The 17,216-nt window shown below is 40.3% G+C and carries 16 protein-coding genes and 1 pseudogene; 7 read left to right on the top strand and 10 right to left on the bottom strand.

Annotated elements, in window-relative coordinates; translation table 11 throughout:
- Positions 1 to 211: 211 nt before the first annotated feature.
- The 3 genes from RWZ99_RS00910 to dinB form a co-directional block, all read right to left on the bottom strand.
- Entirely contained in the window at positions 212 to 1,042 is an 831-nt protein-coding gene (locus tag RWZ99_RS00910) for a transporter substrate-binding domain-containing protein (RefSeq protein ID WP_314675808.1), read from the bottom strand.
- Positions 1,043 to 1,323: 281 nt separating this feature from the next.
- Positions 1,324 to 2,214 carry a peptidase gene (locus tag RWZ99_RS00905; protein WP_314675806.1) on the bottom strand — a complete coding sequence of 297 codons (891 nt, stop codon included), beginning with the start codon at positions 2,212 to 2,214 and terminating at the stop codon, positions 1,324 to 1,326.
- Positions 2,215 to 2,321: 107 nt separating this feature from the next.
- A complete protein-coding gene (gene dinB, locus RWZ99_RS00900) occupies positions 2,322 to 3,425 on the bottom strand; it encodes a DNA polymerase IV (protein ID WP_314675805.1) in 1,104 nt (367 codons plus the stop codon).
- 265 nt (positions 3,426 to 3,690) lie between these two features.
- Here dinB and pflB point away from each other — a divergent pair, with 265 nt between their 5' ends.
- From pflB to RWZ99_RS00875, 5 genes and pseudogenes are all read left to right on the top strand, one after another.
- A complete protein-coding gene (gene pflB, locus RWZ99_RS00895; RefSeq protein ID WP_314675803.1) occupies positions 3,691 to 6,003 on the top strand; it encodes a formate C-acetyltransferase in 2,313 nt (770 codons plus the stop codon).
- Positions 6,004 to 6,277: 274 nt separating this feature from the next.
- Positions 6,278 to 7,060 (top strand): carbonic anhydrase family protein, encoded by a 783-nt coding sequence (locus RWZ99_RS00890; protein WP_314675802.1) that lies wholly within the window; start codon positions 6,278 to 6,280, stop codon positions 7,058 to 7,060.
- Between the two features lie 84 nt (positions 7,061 to 7,144).
- On the top strand, positions 7,145 to 7,525 hold the full coding sequence (locus tag RWZ99_RS00885; protein ID WP_314675801.1) for a GNAT family N-acetyltransferase: 381 nt from the start codon (positions 7,145 to 7,147) through the stop codon (positions 7,523 to 7,525).
- Positions 7,526 to 7,571: 46 nt separating this feature from the next.
- A protein-coding gene (locus RWZ99_RS00880; RefSeq protein ID WP_314675800.1) for an IS3 family transposase occupies positions 7,572 to 8,677 on the top strand; the annotation gives its coding sequence in 2 pieces (ribosomal slippage) (positions 7,572 to 7,848 and positions 7,848 to 8,677; 1,107 coding nt in all).
- A 35-nt stretch (positions 8,678 to 8,712) separates the two neighbouring features.
- Positions 8,713 to 8,820, top strand: a pseudogene (locus tag RWZ99_RS00875) (GNAT family N-acetyltransferase); the annotation flags it as partial.
- A gap of 16 nt (positions 8,821 to 8,836) precedes the next feature.
- Here the strand turns inward: RWZ99_RS00875 and RWZ99_RS00870 are convergent.
- The 3 genes from RWZ99_RS00870 to RWZ99_RS00860 all read right to left on the bottom strand — a co-directional run bounded on the left by RWZ99_RS00870 (position 8,837) and on the right by RWZ99_RS00860 (position 11,197).
- The gene (locus RWZ99_RS00870; RefSeq protein WP_314675799.1) at positions 8,837 to 9,382 is read right to left on the bottom strand and encodes a hypothetical protein; all 546 of its coding nucleotides are present in this window, start codon (positions 9,380 to 9,382) and stop codon (positions 8,837 to 8,839) included.
- 112 nt (positions 9,383 to 9,494) lie between these two features.
- Entirely contained in the window at positions 9,495 to 10,442 is a 948-nt protein-coding gene (locus RWZ99_RS00865) for a serine hydrolase domain-containing protein (RefSeq protein WP_314675798.1), read from the bottom strand.
- Positions 10,442 to 11,197, bottom strand: a complete 756-nt coding sequence (locus RWZ99_RS00860) for a CppA family protein (protein WP_314675797.1) — start codon at positions 11,195 to 11,197, stop codon at positions 10,442 to 10,444. The genes RWZ99_RS00865 and RWZ99_RS00860 overlap by 1 nt, the downstream gene beginning before the upstream one ends.
- 266 nt (positions 11,198 to 11,463) lie before the next feature.
- Between RWZ99_RS00860 and RWZ99_RS00855 the strand changes: the two genes are divergently transcribed.
- Complete coding sequence (locus RWZ99_RS00855; protein WP_314675796.1) at positions 11,464 to 12,042, top strand: CPBP family intramembrane glutamic endopeptidase; 579 nt, start codon at positions 11,464 to 11,466, stop codon at positions 12,040 to 12,042.
- Between the two features lie 88 nt (positions 12,043 to 12,130).
- Here RWZ99_RS00855 and gla read toward each other — a convergent pair whose 3' ends face one another.
- A complete protein-coding gene (gla, locus tag RWZ99_RS00850) occupies positions 12,131 to 12,994 on the bottom strand; it encodes an aquaglyceroporin Gla (RefSeq protein WP_314675795.1) in 864 nt (287 codons plus the stop codon).
- 120 nt (positions 12,995 to 13,114) lie between these two features.
- Between gla and RWZ99_RS00845 the strand changes: the two genes are divergently transcribed.
- Complete coding sequence (locus tag RWZ99_RS00845) at positions 13,115 to 15,382, top strand: Xaa-Pro dipeptidyl-peptidase (protein ID WP_314675794.1); 2,268 nt, start codon at positions 13,115 to 13,117, stop codon at positions 15,380 to 15,382.
- On the opposite strand, the gene RWZ99_RS00840 is transcribed toward RWZ99_RS00845, so the two are convergent.
- From RWZ99_RS00840 to RWZ99_RS00830, 3 genes are all read right to left on the bottom strand, one after another.
- Positions 15,379 to 15,534 carry a hypothetical protein gene (locus RWZ99_RS00840; RefSeq protein ID WP_314675793.1) on the bottom strand — a complete coding sequence of 52 codons (156 nt, stop codon included), beginning with the start codon at positions 15,532 to 15,534 and terminating at the stop codon, positions 15,379 to 15,381. The two genes, RWZ99_RS00845 and RWZ99_RS00840, sit on opposite strands and share 4 nt — an antisense overlap.
- Positions 15,524 to 15,820 carry a bacteriocin immunity protein gene (locus tag RWZ99_RS00835; protein WP_314675792.1) on the bottom strand — a complete coding sequence of 99 codons (297 nt, stop codon included), beginning with the start codon at positions 15,818 to 15,820 and terminating at the stop codon, positions 15,524 to 15,526. The genes RWZ99_RS00840 and RWZ99_RS00835 overlap by 11 nt, the downstream gene beginning before the upstream one ends.
- Positions 15,821 to 16,602: 782 nt before the next feature.
- Positions 16,603 to 17,004 (bottom strand): hypothetical protein, encoded by a 402-nt coding sequence (locus tag RWZ99_RS00830; protein WP_314675791.1) that lies wholly within the window; start codon positions 17,002 to 17,004, stop codon positions 16,603 to 16,605.
- Positions 17,005 to 17,216 lie beyond the last annotated feature (212 nt).

Genomic DNA, 17,216 nt, shown 5'->3' with positions numbered 1-17,216 from the left:
CAAGCGAACATCAACCGAGGCTTTCTGCCGTGAGAAAAACACCTGAAACGTTAACATTTCAGGTGTTCGAAAAGTTTTAAGTTCTTAGGCTCAAAACTTAGTCATGGAACTTTGAAGAAGGTCGCTGACATCCGTCATCACCTAAGGAAAGCCTCAAAAGAAAACTTTTTTCGATCTAAAGCTGAGACAGCGACCTCACCTTTTAACCGTCTTATTTCAAATCACTGACATAATCACCACCGAAGTATTCCTGACTGAGTTTAGCAAGGGTTCCATCCTTCTTGAGCTCTTTGATACGCTTATTGACAAAAGTCTTAAGTTCCTTACCTTGCTTATCATTTGAGAATAGAAGATATTCAAGACCATCAGTCTTCATACCGATATCGTCTTTAATCTTGTTTACAGCTAGCTTATAGCCTTGATCTTTAACAATGTACTCAGACGAAATGGCATCATAAAGGATAAAGTCAATTTTTCCTTCTTGAATGTGTTGAATACGTGTTGAAAGACCAGTTGAGCTAGAAGCGTAGTTGATTGTAATTGGTGTCTTGTCCGCATTGGCATGGTTCCAATTTTCAAGCAACTGAGCATAGTTAGAGCCAGGAAGTACCTCTGTCGTCTTACCAGACAAATCGTCTAGACTAGTGTATTTGGTGCCCTCAGCACTGGTGATGGCATAGTTAGAACGTGAAATCGGATCTGAGAAAGCATATTTCTGCGCACGCTCTTCATTGTAGTTGAAATCATTAGCTGCAATCTGATAACGTCCAGAATCTACCCCTGTCAAGATGGAATCAAAAGGCGTCGTCACAAACTTGACCTCATACTTGTCTGAATCCTTGAAAATAGCCTTGACCAAATCAATATCATAACCCTTGAAGTCGTCACCTTCTTTGAAAGTGAAAGGCGCCGTATCAGAGTCTGTCGCAACAGTAATCGTCTGTTTTTCACCAGATGCCTTACTGTCATTCTTATTTCCACAAGCAGCCAAAGTTAAAACTGACAAGCCAAGAATCCCTAAACCTGCAAGCCATTTTTTCATATCTATCATCCTCGATACTTTCATTAATAGTTAGTGATAACAGTTTACCATCTTCATCCAAACTCGTCTAATAATAAAAACCTAAGAGGCGATAGAAAATGGTTATAGGGGTGAGGCTAGAAATAACAAGATAGAAAAGAGCCGCCACTGATGTGACAACTCTTTTCGCCTTTAACTTATTACATTATATTGACTGTCTAGCATTCATGTGAAATACTATCAACCTATCACCCCTATATAATCCCAAGAGGAGAATAAATAAAAATAATCTATTATCCACACTACTTGTCCTTGCCTGATGACTTACTGCTTGAGTCGCTACTGTCTTCAGGTTGATAGTCTGACAAATTCTTATGGATACGTTCGGCGTAAACGGCTCTGCTTCCTGACTCGTCATGATCGACCAAGGCTTCGGCAAGTTCTTTATAATCGGTTACAGAAATAGTCCAGTTACCACCATCATCTTTAGTAAGTTTGAAAGTCTTTTCCAAATTATCTGCACCTGTCAAAGGTGTATAGGACATTTCTTTATCAATATCCTTAAATTGTGTCAAATCTCCGTTAAAGTTTTCACCATAAAGAAACTTACTTGTAAGATCTTTGGCTTTTCCTTTTTCCTCATCGTTCTTATCAGCTTGATTCCACTGTTGCAACTTATCAATGTCGTTATCATAGAGGCTCATAAGGAGAGTACGAACGGCAGCTGCAGCTCCATAGGCACTGACAGATCGTGATGTAAAAGTAACCGTCGCCTCATTACCACTAACTTTAACATCCTTCAGTTTATAGTCCTGAATTTTCCCAATCATATTACGGCGAACCTTAAGAAATTTAGAGAGGACTTGGGTTGGTGTCTTAGCATCATAGCCTTCGATGTACTTATAGGTGTAATTTTCTTCAGGAGTGTAGCCTTCCTTCTCAATAGTATCTGCAACCTGTTTTTCAAAGACATTCGTTTCGGTCCATGTTTCGTAATTTTCCCCGTAGAGTTTTGAAAAACCGTTACTTGATTTTCCAAGCATGGTGTCAATCAAAATCGTCGCATCAGCCTTGGCACGTTCTGTCGAAGTTGGTTCGGTCTTTTTCTTTTCCGCTGACTTATTTGAAGTACAGGCTACAAGAACCAAGCAGGTTGCTAAAATCAAACCCAGATAAGTAAAAACTTTTTTCATTACTTTTATTCCCTCATTTCTATTACTTACTAATTAAGATAGCATAGGTCTGATGATTCTTCAAGGTCAACTAGCAACGGAAAAGGCGAAACTCTACTATTATATAATCACGCCAAATCGTCTAAGTCTAACTGTCTACCTTCTTGATCTTCCAAGCCTGTCAGCGTAACACCTAAGAGGCGAACACCACTGCTATTTTCCTCCAGCTGGTCGAAAATGGTGTGAGCAATTCTTTCAATAGTATCAAAGTCCTGGGTCGATTTGTCCAAGGTCATACGCTTGGTTAGGGTTGAGAAGTCCGAATAACGAACCTTGATAACAATGATACGTCCTACTTTTTTATTTTTCTGGGCGCTTTCCGCTACCCGTCTAGCATTCTTAGTCAACTCAGCCTTGATGTCATCTTCATTATACAGGAGCTTACCGTAGGTTCTCTCACTTCCGATAGATTTACGGACACGATTAGATTTTACTGGGCTATTGGAAATGCCTCTAGCCTTGCGAAAGAGGTCAAATCCAAAACGTCCAAAGCGGTCAATCAAGTCCATTTCGGAAATCTTTAAAAGATCGGCACCAGTGTAAATGTCCATATTATGAAGACGTTCAACTGACTTTTTACCAACACCATGAAATTTTTCAATAGGTAGCTTTTCCAAAAATTCCTGGGCCTCCTCGGGAAGGACTACCGTTAAACCAGCAGGCTTTTGAAAATCAGAAGCCAGTTTCGCAATGAATTTATTGTAGGAAACACCTGCCGAACAAGTCAGATGAAGTTCCTGCCAGATATCATACTGGATGAGCTTAGCCACCTTAACTGCCGACTTGATTCCAAGTTTATTGGTCGTCACATCGAGATAGGCCTCGTCAATAGACATAGGCTCAACCAAGTCCGTGTAGCGTTTAAAAATCTCACGAATCTGCATCCCTACCTCACGGTAATGGCTATAATTTCCTGAAATGAAGACAGCATTAGGACAACGTTCGTAAGCTTCCTTAGAAGACATGGCTGAGTGGACACCAAATTTTCTAGCCTCGTAATTACAAGTAGACACCACACCACGACCTCCAGTTTTTCTGGGATCATGACCGATAATAACAGGTTTGTCTTTAAGACTAGGATCATCTCTCATCTCGACCTGAGCAAAAAAGGCATCCATGTCAATATGAATAATCTTCCGACTGGTATCATTAATTAGAGGGAACTCTAGCATGGCTTCTTGCCTCCTTTCTCAGATTCGTCTCATTGTAAAGCTTTTCACATAAAACTTTGGGCCTACAAAGCATTCTCCCCCTATGATACCAAAATCTATCAAAAAACAGAAATTTATAATACAGATTTCTACTTTTCAAAACTGTATTATAAAAGAATGTCACTAAAAACGCAGTTTTAAAATTGTGTAAGCGGTTACTGTGTGATAGAATACTCTTAGAGAATGTAACAGATTATTTGTTACTAGAATTATAGGAGTACAAACTATGGCAACCGTAAAAACTAACACTGATGTTTTCGAAAAAGCGTGGGAAGGCTTTAAGGGAACTGATTGGAAAGAAAAAGCAAGTGTGTCTCGCTTCGTACAAGCAAACTACACACCATATGATGGTGATGAAAGCTTCCTTGCAGGACCAACTGAACGCTCACTTAAAATCAAAAAAATTGTAGACGAAACTAAAGCTGGCTACGAAGCTGCCGGCCGCTTCCCTATGGACACACGTCCAACGTCTATCGCTGACATCCCTGCAGGTTACATTTCAAAAGAAGATGAACTTATCTATGGTATCCAAAATGATGAGCTCTTCAAATTGAACTTCATGCCTAAAGGTGGTATCCGTATGGCGGAAACTACTTTGAAAGAAAATGGATACGAACCAGATCCAGCTGTTCACGAAATCTTCACTAAATATGTAACAACAGTTAATGACGGTATCTTCCGTGCTTACACTTCAAACATCCGTCGTGCTCGTCACGCTCACACTGTAACTGGTCTTCCAGATGCATACTCACGTGGACGTATCATCGGTGTTTACGCACGTCTTGCTCTTTACGGTGCAGACTACTTGATGCAAGAAAAAGTAAACGACTGGAACTCTATCGAAGAAATAAACGAAGAAACTATCCGTCTTCGTGAAGAAGTTAACCTTCAATACCAAGCACTTCAAGATATTGTTCGCCTTGGTGACCTTTACGGTGTAGATGTTCGTCGTCCAGCCTTCGATACTAAAGAAGCTATCCAATGGACAAACATTGCTTTCATGGCTGTATGTCGTGTTATCAATGGTGCGGCTACTTCACTTGGTCGTGTGCCAATCGTCCTTGACGTATACGCAGAACGTGACCTTGCTCGTGGTACTTACACTGAATCAGAAATCCAAGAATTCGTCGACGATTTCGTTATGAAATTGCGTACAGTTAAGTTTGCTCGTACAAAAGCTTACGACCAATTGTACTCAGGTGACCCAACATTCATCACAACTTCTATGGCTGGTATGGGTGCTGACGGACGTCACCGTGTTACTAAGATGGACTACCGTTTCTTGAATACTCTCGATAACATCGGTAACTCTCCAGAACCAAACTTGACAGTTCTTTGGACTGACAAATTGCCATACAGCTTCCGTCGCTACTGTATGCACATGAGCCACAAACACTCTTCTATCCAATACGAAGGTGTAACTACTATGGCTAAAGACGGATACGGTGAAATGAGCTGTATCTCATGTTGTGTATCTCCACTTGACCCAGAAAACGAAGAACAACGCCACAACATCCAGTACTTCGGTGCTCGTGTAAACGTGCTGAAAGCTCTTCTTACTGGTTTGAACGGTGGTTACGACGACGTTCATAAAGACTACAAAGTATTTGACATCGATCCTATCCGTGACGAAGTTCTTGAATTCGAATCAGTTAAAGCGAACTTCGAAAAATCTCTTGACTGGTTGACTGACACTTACGTAGATGCTTTGAACATCATCCACTACATGACTGATAAGTACAACTACGAAGCTGTTCAAATGGCCTTCTTGCCAACTCACCAACGCGCTAACATGGGATTCGGTATCTGTGGATTCGCCAACACTGTTGATACATTGTCAGCAATCAAATACGCTACTGTTAAACCAATCCGTGACGAAGATGGCTACATCTACGACTACGAAACAATCGGTGAATACCCACGTTGGGGTGAAGATGACCCACGTTCAAACGAATTGGCAGAATGGTTGATCGAAGCTTACACTACTCGTCTTCGTAGCCACAAACTTTACAAGAACGCTGAAGCAACTGTTTCACTTCTTACCATCACTTCTAACGTTGCTTACTCTAAACAAACTGGTAACTCTCCAGTCCACAAAGGGGTATACCTCAACGAAGATGGTTCTGTGAACTTGTCTAAATTGGAATTCTTCTCACCAGGTGCTAACCCATCTAACAAAGCTAAAGGTGGTTGGTTGCAAAACTTGAACTCACTTGCAAGCCTTGACTTCGGTTATGCAGCTGACGGTATCTCACTTACTACTCAAGTATCACCTCGTGCCCTTGGTAAGACTCACGACGAACAAGTTGATAACCTCGTAACTATCCTCGACGGATACTTCGAAAATGGTGGACAACACGTTAACTTGAACGTAATGGACTTGTCAGACGTTTACGAAAAGATCATGAATGGTGAAGATGTTATCGTACGTATCTCTGGATACTGTGTAAACACTAAATACCTCACTCCAGAACAAAAAACTGAATTGACACAACGTGTCTTCCACGAAGTTCTTTCAATGGATGATGCTTTGGGATAAAATGAATAAAGAGCTCGCAATAGCGAGTTCTTTTCTTTTTGTAAAACACTAGTTTTTCATTATAATTTTCTAAATAAACTATAATTTATATTTGACTTTCTTTCAGATTAGCTATAAAATATAAGCATTTCCGTTTGGTTTCTCCAAACACTTCACTCTCAGAAGCACCTCAGAGACACAACACTCTGTCACCGTCTGACGGCTAGTTTACAAATAACAGGTCAACTAGCATGCATGACAAAATAATTAAAGCGTATACGTATAGGGAGGAAAGATGAATAAGAAAAGTTTTAAGCTAATTGGATTATTATCTCTCATAGCAAGTACCATCCTACTCGTAGCCTGCCAGTCTGAAACTAAAAGCGAAACCTCTAAGTCTAAAGAGGTCCAATGGGGCTATACGGGTACAACTGGTCCTGAACATTGGGGTGACCTTTCTAAAGATTATGAACTCAGCAAGACGGGTAAAGAACAATCTCCGATTAATATCACCGAAGCTGAGGACGTTGATCTTCCAGAACTAAACCTTAATAATCAAGAATCAGAAGCCCAAGTTGAGAACAATGGTCATACCATTGAAGTCAGCTTTAAAAATCCAAAGAATACCCTAACGATTGGTAACGAAGTTTACAAGTTGCAACAGTTCCATTTTCACGCACCAGCTGAGAATGAAATAGATGGCAAAACCTATCCTCTTGAAGGGCATTTCGTCTACAAGACGGATAATGGAAAAATCACGGTTGTCTCAGTTCTCTATAACTATGGAGATGAAAACCAAGCCTTGCAATTAATCTGGGATAACATGCCTCAAGCCGCAAATACTGAGACGGATTTATCTCAGGCTATCTCACTTGATGATTTCTATCCTGAAAACAAGGACTATTACAACTTTGAAGGCTCATTGACAACACCACCTTGTACTGAAGGCGTTAACTGGATTGTCTTCAAAAACCAAGAAACTGTCAGCAAGGAGCAGGTAGAAGAATTCACCCAAACTCTTGGATTTGAAAACAACCGTCCTATCCAAGATACAAACGGCCGAAAAATTAAAGAATAAAAGCTATCAAAAGCTGGATGACTACTCCTCTCATCAAGCTTTTTTTCATTGACTATAGACTATAATCTTTGTTACACTGGTCCTATGATTATCAAACATACAAGAGATACACTTTCAGAGACTTATCTAGATGCTGTGGCGATTCGAAACACCGTTTTCGTTAAGGGGCAAGGAGTTCCTCACTCTATCGAGATTGACGCAAATGAAGCCTACTGCATTCACTTTGTCCTCTATGATGACAAGGGCCAGGCTGCTGCAACCGTGCGCTTACTGCCCAACAAGGATTTGACTCAGGTCACCCTCCAACGCATGGCCGTACTTGATGACTACCAAGGTCAAGGTCTGGGTAGCATCCTCCTAAAAGAGGCTGAAGATTTCGCTCAAGGACAAGGCTTCCAGACTATTTCTCTCCATGCTCAACTAGGTGCACTTAAGTTCTACCTTGAATCGGTTACACTAAACTAGACAGATTTTATAAAGTGTTCTACACTAAAGAAAAGAGGAGAACAATATGTCTAGAAAAACTCGCCGTCACTTCACAGATGACTTCAAACAACAAATCGTTGATCTTCATAATGCTGGTATGAAACGAAGTGAGCTTATCAAAGAATATGATTTAACACCCTCTACCTTTGATAAGTGGGTCAAACAGGCAAGAACGACTGGTTCCTTTAAGTCTGTTGATAATCTCACCGATGAACAACGTGAGCTCATTGTTCTTAGAAAGCGAAATAAAGAGCTTGAAATGCAATTAGATATCTTAAAGCAAGCGGCAGTGATTATGGCACAAAAAGAGAAGTAATCACTGCTAATAAGGATAAATATTGCATTTCAGCCATGTGTCGTTGCTTGAACATCCCTCGTGCTAGCTATTACTACAAAGCCATAGAACCAAAGTCTGAGGCAGAGCTTGAAGAAATGATTAAAACCATTTTCCGTGAGAGCAAGTCTAGATATGGTGCTAGAAAACTCAAGAAATGTCTGGAAAACGAAGGAATTATCTTGTCTCGTCGGCGGATTCGTCGCATCATGAAGCGATTGAATCTCGTATCCGTCTACCAGAAGGCTGCCTTCAAATCGAATTCTAAAGGGAAAAATGAAGCACCTATTCCAAACCTATTGGATCGACAATTTGACCAAGAAAAGCCACTTGAAGCAATTGTAACAGATTTGACCTACGTCCGTGTTGGAAATCGTTGGGCTTATGTTTGTTTGATCATTGACCTCTTCAACCGTGAAATTATTGGTCTGTCAGTTGGGTGGCACAAGACTGCAGAGCTCGTCAAACAAGCCATTCAAAGCATTCCTTACGCGCTTACCAAAGTCAAGCTGTTCCATTCTGACCGTGGTAAGGAGTTTGATAACCAGCTGATTGATGAGATGCTAGAGGCATTTGGCATCGCTCGGTCTCTAAGTCAAGCAGCTTGTCCCTATGACAACGCCGTTTCTGAGAGTACTTACCGTGCCTTCAAACTCGAGTTTGTCAACCAAGAGACCTTCCATTCGCTGAAAGAACTAACCCTTAAAACAAAGGACTACGTTTACTGGTGGAATCATCATCGCATTCACAGCAGTCTTAACTACCAAACCCCAATCGCTAAGCGAATCAGCTCTTAACAAAAAACACTTTATAAATTTTGTATAGAAAAGTGTTGCCTTTTCACCTAAATAATGGCTATCAAGAAGTCGGCCAAATCTTTGAAGAAGGTGGAATCCAACATATTACCGTTGAAAAATCCTTAATAAGTAAAAAAGCTTAAGCAGTTGACCTACTGCTTAAGCTTCTTCTTTTGTTAAAAATATCGGATAACCATGCTCGACAGCAAGGACTGTCACATTTTCTCTTTTCTTTAATGACTCTACAATCTTTTTCCAGTATTTCTGCCCTGTAAAAAGAAGGACAAACACTCCCATGTAGACCAAAAAACCAAGAAATCGTTTATGTTCAGAAGATGACAGTTTTGATTCTAGTTCTAGGAGCTTGGACACTTCTCTCAATAGAACTGTAAAGGTAATCATTATAAGACTAAGTCCACTAAAGTATCCTAAACATATAAGCAAATACCCTATTTGAAGCTTCTTGGAACGCTTCTTGTAGAGCAACTTATAGTCCTGACCGTACTTTTCAAATACAGGAACGTGGATATCAAACCCTCTTCTCATACGAATGACTTTCAAATCAGGCTGGGCACGATAACCAAAGCAATGAATCAATTTGTATAGTATCTCTCTTATCAAGATATAAGAAGAAGCGATTATAGGGGATACTATACAAGAAAATACAAAACTAAATAAAGAGAAGTAATCTTTATCAAATGCCAATTGGCCTACCATCACCCCAAAAAACATACCACAGACAAAGAGATTACTCCCGTTAAGCATGCAAAAGAGCAGACTCAGAAACCGAGAGACAAGCTTTCTTTTCTTAGAGTGTCTACTCGACCGTTTCACGAACCAACTCCTTCTTCATTATCTCAATCAAAGCATCTCTATCCTTAATCCATTGAGCCCTCTCATCCTTATAATAAGTACGATTACTGAGGAAAATCGCCGCACGTTGACGAGGGATATTGATAAGCACAAAGGTACCTGTATAACCAGTATGAAGAATCCAATCTCCTTGAAGGTCCCAAGCGACACTGCGCTCCTTCTCGGAGTGACTGATATTTTGCGTCAGATTTTTAGCAAAATCATCCGTCAAATAATGGTTAACAAAGATTTCCAAGTCCTTCAGGGTTGAAAAGAGACCTGCTGAACCTGTATGCTCTTTGAGCACTCGAGCCTTGGGATCGTGAACAGTTCCTCCCGGAATGCCTTTAACCGTTGGAACAGCTACATCAACTGGACCAAACTGTGTTTCAGACATACCAAACGGTTGAAAAACTTCGGAGTCAAAGAGCTTATCCAGACTTTGTCCAGATAGTTTCTCGAGCATCAGCCCTAAGAGAATAAAGTTAATATCGGTATACAAGAAAGGTTTATCAGACTTAACTTTGATGGCATTTATAGCAGCAATCAAGCCCTTTTGGTCTAATGCATCACGATTTGGAATAAAAGGATCAACCCCGCTACTATGAGACAAGAGCTGACGAAGGGTTAGCGTCTTGTCTGCTACTTCGGGATAATAGGTAGACAACTTCTCATCCAAATCCAATTTTCCTGACTGTAAGTAGAAGATACAAAGAGTCCCAACTCCCACCACCTTGGAGACACTAGCTAAATCATAGGTTAAATCTGGAACTACTGGATTCTCCCCATCCTGAGTACCACAATAGTACTCTTGCCAATTCTTTCCGTCATAAAGTGCAAGGCTGGCACCTGGGAAGATGTCAGCCTTGATGTAGTCTGTAATTGTTGACAATGTTTGTTTAAAGTTAGTCATTATTTTGTTAACCAAATCTCAATATTACTCATATCAGTCAGTGCGAGTAGGTTTCCTTTAGGATCTAGATAACTTGAGAACTGTTCCTTTTCAAGTTTCTCATGCAAGGCAGCCAAGTCGTAGTCTTCAGCTACCTTAAATTCTAGAATTTCCAAATCCCAAGTTTGGTCTGGACTTACTTGAAGGTCAGGACCTTCTGCCTTTTCAAAGTGGATAGATAAAGGCAATTCTTCGCCAAACAGATTATCGTAGAAAAAAGCCGCTTGAGCCGTATCAACAACATTCAAGGTCAAAGACTGAACAGTAAAGTCTGACACTCCTTTGAAATCTTCTTTTTCTTCAACATCTGCGTACTCGACTGTCTTTAGAGTTGATAAATCATCTTCAGCATGCATCAAAATAAGACCATTTTCAGGTGAGATAGTCTCAAAAGCATAACCATTTTCCCCTTGGAAAATAGCCTTAGCTTGATGATCATCACGCGCCAAAAGGTACTCAATCTCAAGTGGATTTGAAACCTTAATGACCACTTTATTAATTTTCTTAGGACCTTCAACTGCACGGCAACGGTAAGCTGGAGACTCCTCAATTACAAAAAGTGAGTTACGATCTCCCCAGTCAGTGAAGACAGTAAGAGCATTTTCCTCAGTCAAAAGCTTAAATCCTAGAGTATTTTGGTAAAAATCGATATTTTCTTGTCTATTATTCACACGAAAAATTGGTGTGTGAAACTTAAAATTCCCTGATTGCGTCATGACACCCTCCATTCTTCTCTATTTTATCCGAAAAGAGTCTGTGTGACAAGGATTTTCCTAAGAAAAAACAGGATTGTAATTTTTTCACATTCTTTCACATAAATTATGAAAATCATTATATTATCTTCACCTTAGGACTAGCTATTTACTCATTTTAGAGTATAATAGAGACTATGAAAACTTTCGTCAATCATTTGGTGTTTAGACATACCTATCAGGGATTCTTTTTACTGCTGATGATAGCTATTCCAAACCTCGCTTTAGGTATGACAACGTCATATAACAATCAGACTGGGTTGACCTTCACTAGCCTTGAGAGCTGGGGAATTATCGCTGTCAATCTCATTATTTTTTATATTACCTATCTTTGGGCTAAAAGTGAAGGTTTAGTTACTCGCTTTAGACTAGACTGCAAGGACACTAAAGCTATTATCTGGGGCTTTGTTCTTATTTTTCTGATGGGAGTTATTGGGAGCAATCTTATGCTACTAACCAACTCCAACTACCATGCAGAACTTCAAAGAACCCTTACGACAACGCCTATCCTCCCGGTAGCCATTGGCATGATGACTACAGCTTTCTTGCAAGAACTACTCTTTCGCAAATGGATTTTCACTTGGTTGGCTCCTTATTCGACAGTTGCTGTTTTTGTGAGTACCGCTCTCTTTTGCCTATTCCATATGCCTACTAACCTCGCCCACCTCTTCCTCTATATTGGAATGGGCTTGGCTCTCTCTATGGTCTACCAAAAAAGAGAAAATTTATCAGCGGTTATCTCGCTTCATATCCTATGGAATCTTTTCACCTTAGGTGCAACAGTCCTAGTCATAACTACTCCTATGTAACTGAGAAAACTTTCTCAGTTTTTTGTTACTTTCGAAACTTTATGCATAAAAAAATCTGAAGCATTGGCTTCAGATTTCTTGTTATTGATTAAAGGTAGAGGAACTTGAACAGAGCTACTGCCGAAAGTCCTGCAAGGATTGGAGCCACAACTGGTACCCAAGCATACCACCATTTAGAATCACCTTTGTGCTCACCAAGAACTGATGTTGGCAAGATGTGGTGAAGAAGACGTGGCATCAAGTCACGGGCTGGGTTAAGGGCTGGTCCAGTAGGACCACCGAATGAAAGAACCAAAGCGGCAACCAAGAAACCAACACCGATATGAGCTGTTTCAAGTGCTCCGTGGAATTGTGCATCAACCATTTCTTTAGTGTAACCAGCAGCAAGAGCTTGTTGTGCAAGCTTGTGACCAAAGTAGTTGTTTGTCAAGGCAAGGGCACCAAAGAAGAGGAGGAATGATCCTGCAAACTCATTGACAAAACCATTAGCCCAGGCACGATTACGGTTTTCTGGAGTGTCATCATGTTCGTCAACTGCTGAGATAGTTGAGAAGGTACCAAGAATATTGTTAGGGTTCTCAGTTTGTACATAGTAAGGTTGGTGTACCCAAACCACGATAGCTTGTCCTAAGAAAGCACCGAGAAGTTGAGCAATCAAGTAACCTGGAACGCCTACCCATGGGAATATGCCAAATGTAGCAAGTCCAAGTGTGAAAGCAGGGTTGATGTGGTTACCAGAAACATCACCAAACATAAGGGCTGGCATCATAACACCAAAACCATAACCAAGGGCGATTACAATCCAACCAGATTTGTTACCTTTTGTTCCCGTAAGCTCAACGTTAGCAACAGCACCATTACCAAGTGCTACAAGAAAAGCAGTCGCGATAAACTCAGTGAGGTATTTCAAAACCCATTCACTGGTGAACGCTTCTTTTAAAAAATCATTCATTTGTCTCTTTATTTCCTTTCGATTTTACAATAATTTAGACATCTATCATTTTATCAAGTATAATGTCTGATGTAAAGATATTTCTGAAATGTTTACGTATTATTTTTGAGGTTTTTAAATATGAAATTTAACCAGTTTAGTTACATCCCTGTAAGCCCTGAAAAGGCTTGTCAGGAACTCCGTTCTTTGGGGTTTGAAGTCTCTCTAGATGCTAGTGCCAAAGCTAATTTTGAATCCTTTGTTCGCAAGCACTTCCTTTTCTTTGAAGATACTGATTTGGCTTTGAAAAATTGGATTGCTGATCCAGAGACTGACCTCCTGAACTTCTTCCAGTCAGACCGTCCTTTGACTGCTGAAGTCTTTGGCTTGGTAGCCCTTCAACTACTAGGTTTTGTCCCAAACGTGGACTTTACCGACAGTGTTACTTTCCTTGAGAAAATGGCCTTCCCAATCACTTTTGATGGTAGCCTTAATAACCTCCACCAGTTGTTAGCGACACGCACACAATCTGGCAATACCCTAATTGATCAGTTAGTAGCCCAAGATTTAATCCCAATAAGTAATGACTACGTCTTCTTTAATGGTAAGAGCTTGGCCACATTTGACACTAATCAGCTTCACCGTGAAGTGGTTTATATCGAAACACCTGTAGATACCGACAAAGATGGGCTGTTAGACTTGGTCAAGGTTACTATCTTACGACCTAATGTGGACTTCCCAGTTCCAGCCATGATGACCGCGAGCCCTTATCAACAAGGGACTAATGAGCCTGCCTCTGATAAGCTCACCCACAAGATGGAAGGTGATTTGCTCGTCAAACCAGCAGGAGATATCTCTCTTAGCCATCCAGAAATTAAAACACCAGAGACAGACCTTACGCCTATCCAGCCTGTCACAAAGGCACAGGAGCGTTTTGCTCACACTGATACCTATACGCTTAACGATTACATGTTGGCTCGTGGTGTGGCTTCTATCTATGTATCTGGTGTCGGTACCCTCAACTCGGAAGGTTTCATGACCTCTGGAGACTATCAACAAGTTCTGGCCTATAAAGCTGTCATTGACTGGCTCAATGGTCGTGCACGCGCCTTCACTAGCCGTAGTAGACAGCATACAATCACTGCTGATTGGGCGTCTGGAAAGGTGACTACTACTGGACTTTCATACTTGGGTACCATGTCCAACGCCCTTGCGACAACTGGCGTTGACGGTTTGGAAATGGTTATTGCTGAAGCAGGTATCTCTTCTTGGTACGACTATTATCGTGAAAATGGACTCCTCGTTAGTCCTGGAGGCTACCCTGGTGAGGATCTCGATACCTTGACTGAATTCACCTATTCTCGTGCCCTATTAGCTGGAGAATACCTACGTCACCAAAAAGACTACGAGGCCTACCTCAAGGAGCTAAGCACAGCTATTGATCGTAAGCATGGGGACTATAGCCAGTTCTGGCATGACCGCAACTATGTGCAATTCGCAGACCGTGTCAAAGCTACTGTAGTCTTTACACACGGTAGCCAGGATTGGAATGTCAAGCCGATTAATGTTTATCAAATGTTCAGAGCCCTTCCTGACTCTCTTGAAAAACACCTTTTCTTCCACAATGGTGCCCACGTTTACATGAATGCTTGGCAGTCTATTGACTTCCGAGAAAGCATGAACGCCTTGATTTGTCAGAAACTCCTTGGTTTGGATAATGGCTACACACTGCCTACTGTTATCTGGCAAAACAACCAGTCTGAACAGACCTGGGAAGTTCTCGATAACTTTGGTCATGATAATGGTAAACACATTCATCTTGGTGAGGCTGAAGCTAGTATCGCTAACCATTATGAAGAGGAAATCTTTGCTAAGTACGGTAAGACTTACCAAAGCTTCAAGGACGACCTCTTTGCGGATAAAGCCAATGCCATTACCTTGGACTTTGAACTGGACCAAGACATCCAAATCAATGGTCGTGTCCACCTAGAACTCAAGGTCAGATCTAGCACAAACCGTGGTCTTATCTCAGCTCAGGTTCTGGAAATGGGAGATAAAAAATACCTAGCTCCAATACCTGAATTAAAACGTATGAGCTTAGACAACGGCCGTCTCTTCAAGGAGGAAGCTCTACGTGAATTGCCATTCAAGCAGGCAAAATACCGTGTCATTACCAAAGGACACCTTAACCTGCAAAATCGCAAAGATCTCCTTAGCATTGAGAATGTCACTCCAGATGAATGGATGACTGTCGGTTTGGACTTGCAACCAACCATCTACAAACTCAACAAGGGCGACAAACTCCGACTCGTTCTCTATACCACAGACTTTGAGCACACTATTCGCGACAATAGTGACTATGAAGTAACTGTGGACCTAAGTCAAAGTCAAATGACATTGCCTTATTAATCTTGATCACAAAAATTCCCATAGGATGATAAGTCCCATGGGAATTTTTCATTAACAGGTTGGAAAAGAACCTTTTTGCCCCATCTTTCTTTTCTCAATGGACAACTCAACCTTAAAACCAAGAAATCCTCTCTAATGACATCAATAGCCATAACGAATCGCTAGCAATTTTCGCAACTCTGCCATTCGCTCCTCGATAAAGGGAGACAAGGTTAGCTGGTCTTTTCTGATCACTTCGGATATTTCCAGTGACATCCTGCTTAAGATATAGGGAGTGGCTGAACGAGAGTCTGCAAGTTCCGTTCGGTAGGAGTGCAGGACCTGCTTCAAATCAGCATAATCTGGCTTATCTCCAATAGTTTCAATTACTTCATTGATGATAGCTACTGCTTGTTCTCGTCTCTCTTTGCCTCCTGCAAACCATTTAAGTCCTGTCATTAAGAAAACCTCCTTACTTCTTTCAACTAATTTTTCAATCACATCTTTAGTATAGCACCCTGATAGTCATTTAAAAGCCAGCGTCCCAAAAGTGGTTATATGTCCTAAATGGTAGCCAAATCCAGATTGGATGCTGACTAGATAGAGGATTTAAAGCTATATTCCCAATGACTACTCCTAAGATTGCTGATAGGAAACGTAACGAACGTAACACAGCAGAACTAAATTTTTGTAATATCACCATGGTGATTCCTTTTCTACTAGAGTCATTTACATAAACTAAACTACTAGGGCGTTATCTAAAGAATGATTGGCTATTATTCTGAATCTAGCATGGCTAAAGACACGAATCTGTCACTTTACATGCTGCTTAAAACAAATACATCACTTCTCATTTCTAAAAAACAGCTGACTAAGATCATCAGAGAACGATAAAGAAACATAAAGTGACAAGGTATAAAATAAAAATGTTCTTTCTTGATGCCAGAAAAATGTTATCACACATTGAATACATACAGCCAAGATAACTTGTAGGATAAATTTTATGTATTTTCTAGAAATAACAGATTGTTCCAATAGTAATCCTCCTTTCATGACATTTTTTGAAAACCCAGACCTTGCAGGTTTTGTCTATACGATAGAAGAATATCCTTCAAGCCATAGAAATCCTACTCTAATTTTCACATTTTTCATTAATCACTTTCTTATTATAGCGCTTTTATGCACTTTATGCACTTTATGCAACGTAAATTGAATAATGTCACAAATGGTTACTATATTTTCTATCTTTTAAAATATTTTTTGACTTGCAAGTAAGCTAGAAAATCACAGAAGATTAACAAAAGCATTAATACGGCTAGTACTATACGGTCTGTGGTATCACTGAATGTTAGTAAGGTGTAAAACTCTACACTAAGCACTAGAAATGTGATGACAAGAAAGACAATGAAGGACTGCCGTATTGTTAACAGATTTACTGAATCTGGACGCTTCTTAAGCATACGGTAGAGCAGACCATTTACCAAAATGACTACTAAAGCTAGTGCTCCGACTGCTAACCAAATCTCTGGAGAAGTCTTGCTTTTGTAGAGAGAAATACTGGTACTTATAAGGAAAACTCCCAATATAGCAGTAGCGACCCTAAAAAATCGCAATACTCTCGGACTAATATTCTTTAACTTCATGATAAAACAATTAAGCTATGAATAACCTCAGTCAGTCTTGTAAACCGAATAAGCTATTACATTTAACTCTATTCCTTTCTGTATTTTTTTATACTGCTGTAAGATCTCAAGTAAGCCCTTAGCGATTAAATTCTACTGGAGATGTAATACAATAGCGTCATTAGCACTGATATTTTAAATAAGCGAATATACATATCTTTATTTTTTCTATT

Origin of the sequence: uncultured Streptococcus sp. (assembly GCF_963545685.1) — a bacterium.
Classification (GTDB): domain Bacteria; phylum Bacillota; class Bacilli; order Lactobacillales; family Streptococcaceae; genus Streptococcus.
This window is presented reverse-complemented; position numbering and strand designations above follow the sequence as displayed.

Coding starts and splice junctions, on each gene's coding strand:
- RWZ99_RS00840 (WP_314675793.1), bottom strand. CDS start 15,534: ATGGCTATTGATGTCATTAGAGAGGATTTCTTGGTTTTAAGGTTGAGT.
- RWZ99_RS00885 (WP_314675801.1), top strand. CDS start 7,145: ATGATTATCAAACATACAAGAGATACACTTTCAGAGACTTATCTAGAT.
- RWZ99_RS00830 (WP_314675791.1), bottom strand. CDS start 17,004: ATGAAGTTAAAGAATATTAGTCCGAGAGTATTGCGATTTTTTAGGGTC.
- gla (WP_314675795.1), bottom strand. CDS start 12,994: ATGAATGATTTTTTAAAAGAAGCGTTCACCAGTGAATGGGTTTTGAAA.
- RWZ99_RS00905 (WP_314675806.1), bottom strand. CDS start 2,214: ATGAAAAAAGTTTTTACTTATCTGGGTTTGATTTTAGCAACCTGCTTG.
- RWZ99_RS00855 (WP_314675796.1), top strand. CDS start 11,464: ATGACAACGTCATATAACAATCAGACTGGGTTGACCTTCACTAGCCTT.
- RWZ99_RS00835 (WP_314675792.1), bottom strand. CDS start 15,820: ATGACAGGACTTAAATGGTTTGCAGGAGGCAAAGAGAGACGAGAACAA.
- RWZ99_RS00845 (WP_314675794.1), top strand. CDS start 13,115: ATGAAATTTAACCAGTTTAGTTACATCCCTGTAAGCCCTGAAAAGGCT.
- dinB (WP_314675805.1), bottom strand. CDS start 3,425: ATGCTAGAGTTCCCTCTAATTAATGATACCAGTCGGAAGATTATTCAT.
- RWZ99_RS00910 (WP_314675808.1), bottom strand. CDS start 1,042: ATGAAAAAATGGCTTGCAGGTTTAGGGATTCTTGGCTTGTCAGTTTTA.
- pflB (WP_314675803.1), top strand. CDS start 3,691: ATGGCAACCGTAAAAACTAACACTGATGTTTTCGAAAAAGCGTGGGAA.
- RWZ99_RS00865 (WP_314675798.1), bottom strand. CDS start 10,442: ATGACTAACTTTAAACAAACATTGTCAACAATTACAGACTACATCAAG.
- RWZ99_RS00890 (WP_314675802.1), top strand. CDS start 6,278: ATGAATAAGAAAAGTTTTAAGCTAATTGGATTATTATCTCTCATAGCA.
- RWZ99_RS00860 (WP_314675797.1), bottom strand. CDS start 11,197: ATGACGCAATCAGGGAATTTTAAGTTTCACACACCAATTTTTCGTGTG.